This is a genomic window from Actimicrobium sp. CCI2.3 (genome assembly GCF_035019065.1).
GTDB lineage: Bacteria > Pseudomonadota > Gammaproteobacteria > Burkholderiales > Burkholderiaceae_D > Actimicrobium.
This window is the reverse complement of the sequence record NZ_JASJWR010000034.1, coordinates 44,141-57,250: the sequence shown is the minus strand read 5'-3', so window position 1 is coordinate 57,250 and position 13,110 is coordinate 44,141. Positions and strand designations below refer to the sequence as shown.

At 59.5% G+C, this 13,110-nt stretch carries 12 protein-coding genes; 7 read left to right on the top strand and 5 right to left on the bottom strand.

Annotation, left to right across the window (positions count from 1 at the left end):
• Positions 1–106 precede the first annotated feature (106 nt).
• The 4 genes from serS to QN370_RS17255 form a co-directional block, all read right to left on the bottom strand.
• Complete coding sequence (serS, locus tag QN370_RS17270) at positions 107–1,402, bottom strand: serine--tRNA ligase (RefSeq protein WP_322127036.1); 1,296 nt, start codon at positions 1,400–1,402, stop codon at positions 107–109.
• 61 nt (positions 1,403–1,463) lie between these two features.
• A complete protein-coding gene (locus QN370_RS17265) occupies positions 1,464–2,759 on the bottom strand; it encodes a replication-associated recombination protein A (RefSeq protein ID WP_322127035.1) in 1,296 nt (431 codons plus the stop codon).
• 21 nt (positions 2,760–2,780) lie between these two features.
• Positions 2,781–3,452, bottom strand: a complete 672-nt coding sequence (lolA, locus tag QN370_RS17260; protein ID WP_322127034.1) for an outer membrane lipoprotein chaperone LolA — start codon at positions 3,450–3,452, stop codon at positions 2,781–2,783.
• A 6-nt stretch (positions 3,453–3,458) separates the two neighbouring features.
• On the bottom strand, positions 3,459–5,795 hold the full coding sequence (locus QN370_RS17255) for a DNA translocase FtsK (RefSeq protein ID WP_322127033.1): 2,337 nt from the start codon (positions 5,793–5,795) through the stop codon (positions 3,459–3,461).
• 241 nt (positions 5,796–6,036) lie between these two features.
• On the opposite strand from QN370_RS17255, the gene trxB reads away from it, so the two are divergent.
• Both trxB and QN370_RS17245 read left to right on the top strand, forming a co-directional pair.
• Complete coding sequence (trxB, locus tag QN370_RS17250) at positions 6,037–6,993, top strand: thioredoxin-disulfide reductase (protein ID WP_322127032.1); 957 nt, start codon at positions 6,037–6,039, stop codon at positions 6,991–6,993.
• 27 nt (positions 6,994–7,020) lie between these two features.
• Positions 7,021–7,665 (top strand): Smr/MutS family protein, encoded by a 645-nt coding sequence (locus tag QN370_RS17245; RefSeq protein WP_322127031.1) that lies wholly within the window; start codon positions 7,021–7,023, stop codon positions 7,663–7,665.
• A gap of 190 nt (positions 7,666–7,855) precedes the next feature.
• Here QN370_RS17245 and QN370_RS17240 read toward each other — a convergent pair whose 3' ends face one another.
• Positions 7,856–9,073 (bottom strand): ABC transporter substrate-binding protein, encoded by a 1,218-nt coding sequence (locus tag QN370_RS17240; protein ID WP_322127030.1) that lies wholly within the window; start codon positions 9,071–9,073, stop codon positions 7,856–7,858.
• A 285-nt stretch (positions 9,074–9,358) separates the two neighbouring features.
• On the opposite strand from QN370_RS17240, the gene QN370_RS17235 reads away from it, so the two are divergent.
• From QN370_RS17235 to QN370_RS17215, 5 genes are all read left to right on the top strand, one after another.
• Positions 9,359–9,955: a hypothetical protein gene (locus tag QN370_RS17235; protein WP_322127029.1), complete on the top strand. Its 597-nt coding sequence runs from the start codon at positions 9,359–9,361 to the stop codon at positions 9,953–9,955.
• Positions 9,956–10,025: 70 nt separating this feature from the next.
• Complete coding sequence (locus QN370_RS17230; protein WP_322127028.1) at positions 10,026–10,691, top strand: hypothetical protein; 666 nt, start codon at positions 10,026–10,028, stop codon at positions 10,689–10,691.
• Positions 10,692–10,710: 19 nt separating this feature from the next.
• On the top strand, positions 10,711–11,160 hold the full coding sequence (locus QN370_RS17225; RefSeq protein WP_322127027.1) for a MauE/DoxX family redox-associated membrane protein: 450 nt from the start codon (positions 10,711–10,713) through the stop codon (positions 11,158–11,160).
• Positions 11,118–12,116 (top strand): hypothetical protein, encoded by a 999-nt coding sequence (locus QN370_RS17220; RefSeq protein WP_322127026.1) that lies wholly within the window; start codon positions 11,118–11,120, stop codon positions 12,114–12,116. The genes QN370_RS17225 and QN370_RS17220 overlap by 43 nt, the downstream gene beginning before the upstream one ends.
• A complete protein-coding gene (locus QN370_RS17215) occupies positions 12,113–13,078 on the top strand; it encodes a hypothetical protein (RefSeq protein ID WP_322127025.1) in 966 nt (321 codons plus the stop codon). Before QN370_RS17220 ends, QN370_RS17215 begins: the two co-directional genes overlap by 4 nt.
• Positions 13,079–13,110: the final 32 nt, after the last annotated feature.

Sequence of the window (13,110 nt, the reverse complement as noted above, 5' to 3'; positions counted from 1 at the left end):
GCGCTCTTTCCGATATCTTTGATGCCACATCAATCTAATCAAAATCAACCGTTAAAAACAGCATACAAGGGTGCAATGCCCGAAGGGCATTGCACCGCACACAGAATCAGCGTGCCGCAACCAGCCGTTTGAGCCCACCCATGTAATTCCACAACACTTCCGGAATATCAACGCTGCCATCAGCCTGCTGAAAATTCTCCAGCACGGCCACCAGCGTACGTCCCACCGCCAGGCCGGAACCGTTCAAGGTATGTACTAGCTCCGGTTTGCCCTGCGCATTCCGGAAACGGGCCTGCATCCGGCGCGCCTGAAAGCACTCGCAATTCGATAGCGAAGAGATTTCGCGGTAGGTTTTTTGCGCTGGCAACCAGACTTCGATGTCATAGGTCTTGGTTGCCGAGAAGCCGATGTCGCCGGTACACAAGCTCACTACGCGATACGGCAGACCCAGCTTTTGCAGGATGGTTTCGGCGTGGCCGACCATCTCTTCAAGTACGGCGAACGACTGCTCCGGATGCACGACCTGCACCAACTCGACCTTGTCGAACTGATGCTGGCGAATCATGCCGCGTGTGTCGCGACCATAGGTGCCGGCTTCCGACCGAAAACAGGGGGTGTGCGCCGTCATCTTGACGGGCAAGGCATCGAGCGCAAGGATCTGGTCGCGCACGATGTTGGTCAACGAGACTTCCGAAGTCGGAATCAAATAGAGCGTCTCGCCCTCGCCTTCCTGGCCGCCCTTTTTTACCGCAAACAGGTCGGCTTCAAACTTGGGTAACTGGCCGGTACCACGCAGCGAGTCGGCATTGACGATGTATGGGGTGTAGCACTCGGTGTAACCATGTTCGCCGGTGTGCGTGTCGAGCATGAACTGCGCCAGCGCACGGTGCAGACGGGCGATACCGCCTTTCATCACCGAGAAGCGCGAACCGGTCAGCTTCACCGCCACATCAAAATCGAGCCCCAGCGGAGCGCCAATATCGACATGATCCTGCACCGTAAAATCGACATTGCGCGGCGTACCAACGCGACGCACTTCGACGTTATCGGCTTCTTCCTTGCCGATGGGCGTGGATTCATGTGGCAGGTTAGGAATCTGCAGCATGAACTCGCTGAGTTGATGCTGAACGACTTCGAGGCGGTCACCCGACGATTTCAGTTCATCGGCAATGCCAGCGACCTCGGCCATCACTGCGCTACTGTCCTCGCCTTTGCCCTTGAGCATACCGATCTGCTTCGACAGCGCATTGCGCTTGCTCTGCAAGTCTTCGGCGCGCATCTGGATTTGCTTGCGCTCGCCTTCAAGAAGGTTAAAGCCGGCAACATCGAGCACGTACTTGCGGGTGGCCAGGCGGACAGCGACATTATCAATGTCTTTGCGGAGGAGTTGGATGTCGATCATGTGGGGTGCCGGAGTCGGATTTGTGTGGCGTCATTGTACCAACAGCACCGCGTCAGGCAGTTCACTTCTTGTCGTGCTTGCGCGCCGTCTGGTCGAGATTTTTCAGAAAAATGAGCTTCTCCGAAATTTTTCCTTCGAGGCCGCGCGGTGTCGGCTTGTACCACTGCATCCCTTCCATGCCCTCCGGCAGGTAGGTTTCGCCAGCGGCAAACGCGTCCGGCTCATCATGCGCATAGCGGTACAGCTTGCCGTAACCGAGTTCCTTCATCAACTTGGTCGGCGCATTACGTAGATGCTCGGGTACCGGACGCGACTTGTCCTTGGCGACGAACGCACGGGCCGCGTTGTAAGCGTTGTACACCGCGTTCGACTTGGCCGCGCACGCCAGATAAATCACCGCTTCGGCCAGCGCCAGCTCACCCTCGGGCGAACCAAGCCGTTCGTAGGTTTCGGTCGCATCGAGTGTCAGGCGCAACGCGCGCGGGTCGGCCAGACCGATGTCTTCACTGGCCATGCGGATCAACCGGCGCGCCAGATAACGCGGATCGGCACCGCCATCGAGCATGCGTACCAGCCAGTACAGCGACGCATCCGGATTCGAGCCGCGCACCGATTTATGCAGTGCCGAAATCTGATCGTAGAAGGTGTCGCCGCCCTTGTCGAATCGCCGCAGCGCGTCGCCGAGGCACTCCGACAGCAACGCGGCATCGACCAGCACGACGCCTTTTGCCGCTGCCGCACGGGCCACGATTTCAAGATTATTGAGCAGCTTGCGGCCATCGCCATCGGCACTCGCCACCAGCGTGGTTTTGGCATCGTCGGCAAACTGCAAGCCGTCGAGCAGATCGCGGCAGGCACGATCAAGCAACTGCGCGAGATCCTCTTCGGTCAACGATTTGAGCACATACACCGCAGCGCGCGAGAGCAGCGCGCCATTGACTTCAAAGCTGGGATTTTCGGTGGTGGCACCGATGAAGGTGAACAGGCCGCTTTCGACATGCGGCAAGAAAGCGTCCTGCTGGCTCTTGTTGAAACGGTGGACTTCATCAACGAATAAAATCGTGCGCCGCCCCATCGCTCCGCGCGAGAGTTGGGCCCGCTCAACGGCCTCGCGGATGTCCTTGACGCCTGACAGCACTGCCGACAGCGCGATGAAATCCGCCGCAAAACTGTCAGCCATCAACCGCGCCAACGTGGTCTTGCCAACACCTGGCGGGCCCCACAGAATCATCGAATGCGGCTCGCCCGATTCAAACGCAACCCGCAGCGGCTTGCCCGGCCCGAGCAAATGCTGCTGGCCGATTACCTGATCCAGCGTTTTCGGGCGCAGCCGTTCTGCCAGCGGTGCGGCGCTCATGACCGACTCAATCGCCAACCGTTATTGTCGGTTGACATCAGCACCCTTGGGGATGACGAACTTGAACTGATCGGCGGCAAGCACCGGGTTGCGCTCGAATCGCGTGAAGGTCAGTATCGACGTCTGGCCGAAGGTGTCGCGCAATTCCATGGCAACCGGCACGCCGTCGCGCAAGCCGATGCCGATATGCTCAAACGTGGTGTCCTTCGATTTCGGCCTCGCATCGAGCCATTCGATGCCCTCGCGGGTACCGGCTTCTTTCAGCGTGAAATTCTTGTCGAGGTCATTGCTGCCAAACAGGATGGCAGCTGGTGACGAACCGATCGCATCGCCAAGCTTGCGCGCCGTCACCTGATTGAGATCCTTGTCGTAGATAAACAGGTTCTCGCCATCGGCTTGCAGCACCTGGTCGTAGGGCTTCAGGTAGGTCCAGATAAACTTGCCTGGTCGGGCAAACACGAAGGTGCCGGTCGATGGCGTCGAGACTTTGACGCTCGGTGCCGTGGCAGCAGCGCCGCCTTTGCCGACGGAATCCGACCGGACCAGACGCTGGCTGAATTCGCCTTTGGCAGACTGTGTGCCAGCGACGAACGACTTGAACTGATCGAGTGCAGCGGCGTGTAGTGCCAGTGGCGCGGCCAGAACAACAGCGGTAACAGCGAAGCGGGTAAAACGGTAGATGAGGGGAAGCATGGTGTCCTATTCTGCGGCAGCCCCGGCCGGAACCAGGATTTCGCGATTGCCGTTCGATTGCATGGTGGAGACCAGGCCGCTCTGCTCCATTTGTTCGAGCAGGCGGGCGGCCCGATTGTAGCCGATCCGCAAATGGCGCTGCACCAGCGAGATCGAGGCGCGGCGATTCTTGAGGACGATGGCCACCGCCTGATCGTACATCGGATCGGCTTCGGCACTGGCGACACCCTCGCCGCTGGCAGCACCATCGCCACCGTCTTCCATCACGCCGCCTTCGAGAATGCCCTCGATATAGTTCGGTTCGCCCTGGGCTTTCAGGTGATCCACAACCCGATGGACTTCTTCATCCGAGACGAACGCGCCATGCACGCGAATCGGCAAGCCGGTACCGGGCGGCATGTACAGCATGTCGCCCATGCCGAGCAGTGCTTCGGCACCCATCTGGTCGAGAATCGTGCGCGAGTCGATCTTGCTGCTGACCTGAAACGCGATACGCGTCGGGATGTTGGCCTTGATCAGACCGGTGATGACATCGACCGATGGCCGCTGCGTGGCGAGAATCAAATGGATACCGGCAGCGCGGGCTTTCTGGGCGATACGGGCGATCAGTTCCTCGACCTTCTTGCCGACGACCATCATCAGGTCGGCCAGCTCGTCGATGATGATGACGATGGTCGGTAATTTTTCGAGCGGCTCGGGAGCGTACGGCGTCAGGCTGAACGGGTTCGGAATTTTTTCTTCGCGCTTGTCGGCGTCGATGATTTTCTGGTTGTAGCCAGCCAGATTGCGCACGCCCAGTTTGCTCATCAGCTTGTAACGCCGTTCCATTTCGCCGACTGCCCAGTTCAACGCGTGACCAGCCTGACGCATGTCGGTCACGACCGGTGCCAGCAAATGCGGAATCCCTTCGTAAATCGACAGCTCCAGCATCTTCGGATCGATCAGGATCAGGCGCACCTGATTCGGGTCAGACTTGTAGAGCAGTGACAGGATGGTGGCATTGATCCCCACCGATTTGCCGGAACCGGTGGTACCGGCAACCAGCAGATGCGGCATCTTGGCGAGGTCGGCGACGACCGGGTTGCCGGCGATATCCTTGCCCAGTGCAATCGTCAGACTGGACACGCCATCGTTATAGACTTTGGAACTGATGATTTCGGTCAGGCGCACGATTTGCCGTTTCGGATTTGGCAGTTCTAGCCCCATGTAATTTTTGCCGGGAATGGTTTCAACCACGCGGATTGAAGTCAGTGACAGCGACCGTGCCAGGTCGCGTGCGAGGCCAACAATCTGGCTGCCCTTGACGCCGGTGGCCGGTTCGATCTCGTAGCGCGTGATGACCGGGCCCGGATGCGCCGCGACCACTTTGGCGACAACGCCAAAATCGGACAGCTTCTTTTCGATCAGGCGACTGGTGAATTCCAGCGTCTCGACACTGACCGTGACCTGCGCCGGCGGTGCCGTATCGAGCAGCGAAATCGGCGGCAGGTTGGAGTCCGGATGATCGATGAACAGCGACACCTGACGTTCCTTTTCAGCCCGCTCCGAGCGCGGTATCGCGACGACCTGTGGCTCGATGCGCACCGGCGGCGCGTCGACAATGCGCGTGCGTTCCTGCACCACGACGGTCTCGCGCTTGACCACGGCAACCTGACCAACCTTGCGGTCCTGATAGGCGGCGAACAGGTTGCGCACACTGTCGATCAGCATGTCGATGCCCGTGCCAATGCGTTCTGCCACGGCCAGCCACGAGAGCTGAAAAAACAGGCTGAACCCCAAGCCAAACAACAGCAGCAAGAACAAGGTCGCACCAGTAAAACCGAACGCATGCTGCGCGCCGCCACCGATCAATTCGCCCAGCACGCCACCGTGCCCGTGCGGTAGAGCTGCGCGAAAGGAATACAGGCGCAAGTGTTCGATCGCGACGCTGCCCGCCAGGAGCAAGGCAAACCCGGCACCACGGATCAAGCTGTCATGGCGATAGACTGGTTCCGGTTCTTTTTGCAGTAAATATTTACGCGAGAGCCGGCGATATCCGCTCAACACCAGGCGCAACAGCAACACGCTCCACCACCAGGCCGACAGCCCGAAAATATAAAGCAGCAGGTCGGAAGTCCAGGCCCCGATCGGACCACCCCAGTTATGCAGGTCCGGCACCGCATTCGAATGTGACCAACCCGGATCGGTACTTGAATACGACAACAAGATCAGCACCAGATAAACACCCACTGCGCTGAGCACCAGCCAGCGCGCTTCGGACAGCAAGCGTACCAACCGGCTCGGCAACGGCTGAGTGTTACGGGGGGTTGTGCTACGGGTATAGGCTTGACTTGGTTTACTCATAAATCCTGGCTACTTTTTGGCGAGAAATAACGGCACGACGGGCTAAATGGTGGTGCTGCACCACGGCAAATCCAGATCGTCATGTTCGTCTATAATCTTGGCTAGACATTAGGTACTGAGCACGATTGAGGTCGTTGTCCTCATAGCGAGATTGCAATTTCGCGACATGCCATTATATAAGCCAGACACATGCTGCCACGTCACGCAGCCCGAAACTTCTCTTTTCGATCGATAAAATTCCATGACTACCGTCAAACATGCACATGTCCTCATCCTTGGTTCCGGTCCTGCCGGCTACAGCGCTGCAGTCTACGCTGCGCGCGCCAACCTCAACCCGGTATTGATTACCGGCATGGAGCAAGGCGGTCAACTGATGACCACCACCGATGTCGAAAACTGGCCCGGCGACCCGATGGGCGTGCAAGGTCCGGAGCTGATGCAGCGTCTGCTGCAACATGCAGAACGCTTCAAGACCGAAGTCATCTACGACCATATTCACACCGCAATGCTGACCGAAAAGCCGATCCGGCTGGTCGGTGATTCCGGAGAATATACCTGCGATGCATTGATCATTGCGACCGGCGCTTCGGCACAATATCTCGGCATCCCTTCCGAGCAAGCCTTCATGGGCAAGGGCGTGTCAGCCTGCGCGACCTGCGATGGTTTCTTTTATCGCGGTCAGGAAGTCGCTGTCATCGGTGGTGGCAACACCGCCGTCGAAGAGGCACTGTACCTGTCGAACATCGCCTCCAAGGTCACCGTGATCCATCGCCGCGACAAGTTCCGCGCCGAAGCGATCCTGATCGACCGCCTGATGGCCAAGGTTGCCGAAGGCAAGATCGAAGTCAAATGGAACAGCACCCTCGATGAAGTTCTTGGCGACGACAGCGGCGTGACCGGCTTGCGCATCAAGTCCGCCATCGACGACAGCCTCACTGACATCACCGTGCACGGCATCTTTGTCGCCATCGGCCACAAACCGAACACCAGCCTGTTCGAAGGCCAGTTGACGATGAAGAACGGCTACATCAAGACGCTGACCGGACTCGAAGGCATGGCCACCGCCACCAATCTGCCGGGTGTGTTTGCGGCCGGCGACGTGCAGGACCATGTCTATCGCCAGGCCATTACCAGCTCAGGCACCGGCTGCATGGCTGCACTCGATGCCCAGCGTTTCCTTGAAACGCTAAACGACTGACGCCCGGCTCGGGTTTGTTGTCACGCCATGTCTGTACCGCTCAAGGACTTCGCCTCCCTGACCCTGCTGCGCAAGCAACTCAAAGCGCAGCAGGAAGAGCGCGCCGTCGCTGAACTGGAACAGCAACGACGTTCAAGGCTGGCGGCGATCGAAGCCGATCTGTTTCGACACAGCATCGGCATGGTCGCTCCACTACTGATCTCTGAAAAAATTTTCCTGCAACCGGAACGTCCCGATCCGATCGCACGCCAGCATCTGGCCGACGAACAGGCCGCCCTGGCCGAATCGCTGTCGGACGACTTCAGCATCGAAACCCTGCTCGACACCGACGCCGAACTCAGTTACGCCCGCAGCAGCATCACGGCCGACACTGTCCGCAAATTGCGGCGTGGCCACTGGGTGATCCAGAGCCAGCTCGATTTGCACGGCATGCGTACCGACGAAGCACGAGAAGCCTTGTCCGAGTATCTGCACGCGGTCAGCCGGCGCGGGCTGCGCTGCGTGCGCATCATTCACGGCAAGGGATTGGGTTCGATCAACAAACAACCGGTACTCAAAGGTAAGGTCCGCAACTGGCTGGTACAAAAAGACGAAGTCATCGCCTTTTGCCAGGCCAAGGCTTCCGATGGCGGTAGCGGCGCGCTGGTGGTGTTGCTCAAAGCGCGGAGCTGAGCGCCTCGCCGACCAGCGCCATGCAGAGGATGCGACGGTGCTGCGCGATGCACTCATGCGGCCCGAAGACCATCAATGCCTCGATGTCAATCCGGCTGCTTTGGCGTTGACCGGCTTACCGGCAAGGCACCCAGTGCGGCCGAATTGTCGGCGCGTGTTCTGCCTCCACGACCGACCTGACGCAAAAGCGCTACGGCTTTTTATAGCGCAACACGGCATCCCGGAGCTGATCTTCCTTGCTGGAATAATCGACCCGACCATCGACGACCCGACCGATCCACAGCATGTTGAGCGTGATGGCGTCATGGTCGCTGGCCGAGAAGGGCTTGCTGTAACTGGTGATGACGCCTTGATAGCGACTCTCCAGATTTTCAAGCGCGGCGCGAATCCGGCGGCCATCGCCGGAATTGGCCTGGCGGATGGCGCGGTACAGCAAATGCATGCCGTCATAGCCCTGCGCCGCACTCATTGGTGACGCGATCAGGTCGGTCTTGAACAGGCGCCGGTACGCCAGCAGAAATCCGTTCCTGGTGGTCGATCCCATATCCTGGATAAAGGTCTGCGGCATCAGCGCGCCCTCGCCCGCCGGACCGGCACTATCGATGAAATTACGGCTGGAAAAAGTCCAGCTACCCAGCAGCGGCACCGTCCATCCGGCTGCTGCCTTGTTACGCGCAATGACTGCCAGTTCAGGTCCTATGCCCCAGGCCACCAATGCCTGCCCACGGCTCTGCCTGGCCCGCGCGACCTGTTTGCGCATGTCCGTGTCACCGACCTTGAAACGCTCATCGGAACGCAGGGCGATGCCGGCGAGCTGGCACTCTTCGCGAAACGCCAGTGCACCGGCATCGCCATACGGGGTGGTATCGGCCAGCAGGGAGACGGCAGCGATCTTGCGTCGCTTGAGCTCGCTCGCCAGCGCCCGTGCTTCCAGGTCCACGGTCGGCGAAATCCGGAAGATATAATTTTCCGGAGCCTGCGGCGGGGCAAATTTCCGGGTCAGCATGGTACCGGTCGATACCGCCACCAGCAACGGCAGTGACGCTTTCTGGTACGCGTCGATCGAGGCCAGGCCGACGCCCGTGTTGACGATACCAATCACGGCGGTGACTTTTTCCTGCACGAAGTCGTCGGCAATTTTTGCTCCCAGCGGCACCGATGCCTGATCGTCGCGCTCGATCAATTCAAACAGCTGGCCATTGATGCCGCCAACACGATTGATTTCGTCGATGGCCAGCCGAACCCCATTGCGCATGCTCTCACCGAGCGGACCGGAGCCTCCTGTGAACGGTCCGGACACACCGATCCGTATCGTGGATGCGGGACCGATACCAGCCTGTGCATGCGTAGTCCACCACCCCGTAATGACGCAAGCAGCGCTCAACAGCGTGGCAAGGAACCGTTTCATGGGAACTCCTCTGATCAGTGGCAATGCTCCACAGTGTAATCAATAGTTACGCGATCTGGACGACCGCAGACCTCGATCCGATAACAGCGTGCGCTGTATCAACTTGATCCCGATCAGTTCCCATGCGCCAGGCAGCAGTCGGGTACCAGCAACCTTAAAAAATCAATCGCCGCGAATTGCGCCGCCTCAAAAAGTCCGGACCCCGACCTGTTAATTTTTGTTTGTAGCAAAAGAGGATTTCCGATGGCGTCGATCACGCCAGAAAATTGCACAATGGAGATGGAAATGCCACAACAAACGATAGAGACACGTCTTAAAGATTTCAACATTGATCCTGCCACGATCAAGCTGACGGATCTGGATGTCGCCGCTAACCAGACCCTCCTACTGACCAGTGCCGATGCGGCCCACGTCCACAGTATCGCGTTTCTCGAACCCCACTCGATCACCGACATCAAGCGCTGGATCGGGATCCCCGACCAGGCTTTCGCACAGGGACATACCCTGCCGTCAATTGGTCCGGTGGTCCTGCATCCGACGATCCGGCCGAGCATCGTCGGCCGCAGTGGCATCGTTATCCCGCCATTACCGGCATTTCATCCCGACCAGGTTGCCACGATCAAGAACATGGCGCGCGACTTCATTTACGGTCATAGCGGCAACATCAGTGCAGCACAAATCCCGGCACTCAACAAATGGCTGGACCTGCAAAAAATCCGGATTCCGATTTTCATTTTCCGCGATATCCACGTCGCTTCCGGTGCCGTGCTGAACGTCAAGGGAAAGGTTCTGTTTGCAAACCACATCACGATCGACAAAGGCGGCCTGATCAAGCTTGGTAACCAGAGCGCGATCCATGCGGCCGGCATCAAGGGACTGTAATGCGCGCTCGCTGCGGCAACTCAGTGGCAACTCAGTGGCAACTCAACGACAACCAGACAGGAGATAAAAAATGCCTTCTTATAATATTGACGTACATGGCAATGCTGGCGGCGATGGTCACGGCGGCACTGGCGGCCAGACCGGTGGCGCAGGCGGGCAAGGACAGGATGCAGTCTGCCACTGGGATGGCGACGATGCCGGCACTGTCGGTGGCGCTGGCAACGATGGCACGAGTGCGTCCAATGGCACCAACGGATTTGCGGGTCAGGATGGTGGCTCGCTGACTGTCTCGGTCACTGAATTCATTACGGGCGTGAATGTCGATGCACATGGCGGCAACGGCGGTTCCGGCGGGCCGGGCGGCCCGGGTGGGCAAGGCGGTCAGGGCGGCAATGGTGGCAACGGCCATGGCTGCGAGAACGACGAAAACGGTGGTCGTGGCGGCAATGGCGGCAACGGTGGCCGGGGTGGTGACGGCGCTGCCGGCGGCAATGGTGGCAACGTGACGATTCAGTATGCGCATGGCATCCCAACCCCGTCGTATGCCGCCAATACCGGCGGTGGCCAGGGTGGCGTCGGTGGTGCGGGTGGCCCCGGTGGTTTGCCCGGCGTTGGTGGTCGCCGTGGTGGCACGGGCAATTCGGCAGCGCAAGGTAATCCTGGCGCACCCGGTGCACCCGGCATCAATGGCCAGAATGGGTCGGTTGGTAACGTCATCGTCGTCGAAATTCCGTGACAGTAACGATCATGATCCGATGACCGACACCTCCGCGATGCTGGCAACGCTGTTGCGCGGCGCTTATGGTCTGTTATTCGTTGCCTCGGGCATCTCGGCATGTCTGAGGCAACGTTCGGTCAGACTCGCCATCGCCAACTACCGCTTGATATCGGCACGACTCGTTCCGGCTTTTTCGCGCTTGCTCGCGATACTCGAATTACTCGCGGGCGTGCTCTTGCTGTCGTCGCTCTGGCTGCCCACGTACCCGCTCGCGTGGGCGACAACAACCGGCTTGCTGACACTGTTCTGCCTCGCCATCGGATCGGCACTCGTGCGCGGCTTGCACATTGCGTGTGGTTGCGGCGTGCTTCTCAACGGTCATACGCTGACGCCGATGACGCTGCTGCGTAACCTCTTGCTGCTGACACTGTTGCTGTTGCCACCATGTTGGCCGTCATCGTCATTGCTGCTCCCGGTGCTGCAATGACAGGACAAGGACTGCTGACGCTGGCTGCCAGACTGACGGGACGGTCGCAGGAAGAGATCGTCCAGCAAGCGGGCAACCTGCTCGGCCCATCCGCATCGCAAGCCGGACCATGGCACTCGACCCTTAACAACGACGGTTCGCCACTGCAACTTTGCATCGGACTCCACGTTGGTACAGCGCCCGTCGTGCGCCTGCTGGCGGATCCCGCCGCGAAAACCAGTGACATCAGACAACGTCAGCAACAAGTAGCGCAAGCGGTGCAGGCAATACTGCAGCAACAGGCTCCCGACATGCACCCAACCTGTCAGACCTTGTTGGAACACATGCTGCCAGCCGATACGATGGCACGTGCTGCGCTACCAGCCGGCGGCGCGTGGCTGGCTACCAATTTATCCGGACCTGGCATGGCGCTTTATGTCAGCACGAAATGGGGCGATCCCGCCGCACGCTGGCGGCGTGCCCAGCATTGGCTAGGTAGCCTGATCCCGGATCGACTGGCTCGTCATGCGCACTTGGTCAGCGCTGGCATCGAAGGCAATTCGGCAGCCACTGCGCGGGCAAAACTGTACTGGCGCATCGGCAACAAAGCGGCGCTGGCAGACCTTGGCTTGTCGCTGGCCGAGAGCGACGAAGTGCGTGACTTCCTGCGACTCGTCATTGGTACCAGGCACATTCCACGCAGTGCCGTCGTCGGCAGCATCGGGATGACCTTGGCCAGCGCCGCAGCAGAAGAAATGTCGGGCAATATCAAGCTCGACGTCTGCGCCCATTGCGTGCAACGTCCATCGGAAGAATGGCTAACGATCATTGCGCAATGCTGCCAGCGTTACGGGCTAACACCCTGTCATCAGCTAAACAACCTGGCCGCACTGGGCGAACTGGCTTTCATTGGCTTAGGCCTCGACCAGGCGTGCCAACCCAGGATCAATATCTATCTGAAATCGCTGCCGGAATGAAACAGGTCACCGACAGGATGCTGCACAGCGCACTGCGCGCAGCCGTCGCTTACCTGACGTCGCACCAGGCGGACGACGGTCACTGGCAGGATTACCGCTTGCCGGTGGGACGCTCTGATGCATGGGTGACCGGCTATGTCGGTGTGGCGCTGGCGCAATCGGATCACAGCGCGACCGTGCGGCGCAGCACCGACGCGGCCGCCAACTGGCTGGAAAAACAACGCCCCTATCCGCAAGGCTGGGGCTACAACCGCAGTACCGGCCCCGATGCCGATTCCAGCGCCTTCGCGCTGACGCTGCTGCGGCTTGCCGGTAAAACGCCGTTGGCATCCGATGTGACATGGTTGCGTGAACACTGGCATGGTGATGGCGGCTTTGCCACTTATGCACGCGATGATGCCTGGGGAGTGCCACACAATGACGTCACACCGGCAGTTTTTCTGGCACTGCCACCTGTCGACCAGATGGCCTACCACGATGACGTGCTGGAGGTGCTCGCGCGGGAGCGCAACAAGGACGGCACCTGGCCGTCGTACTGGTGGCGTACTTGTCACTACGCGACGTGGTGGAGCCTGCGTTTGTTGCGCGCGCTCGGTATGCCGCCGGAAGGCAGGCCACCCGTGGTCGGCGCGAGCGAACAGCATGCGATCCATGGTGCGTTTGATCTGGCTCTTGTCACGGGCATCGCCAGCCTGCAACACGCACAACCCGAACTGATCAGCGCACTGGCAGGCAAGCTGATCACATTGCAACGAGCGGACGGTGCCTGGGCCGGTGGCGCGAATTTGCGGGTCACCGACCCATGCTGTTATCAACCTTGGTCAGGCGGGCCAGCATGCGGACGCTTGTACGCGGACGAGAACCATCTGGTGACGACCGCAACCGCACTGCAGGTGCTGGCGGAGATGACGAAGGAAATACCAACGCAGACGAAAAAAACGACTAGCGCCACCATCCGCTAGCACCTGCATCAACATCCACATCCACATCGTGC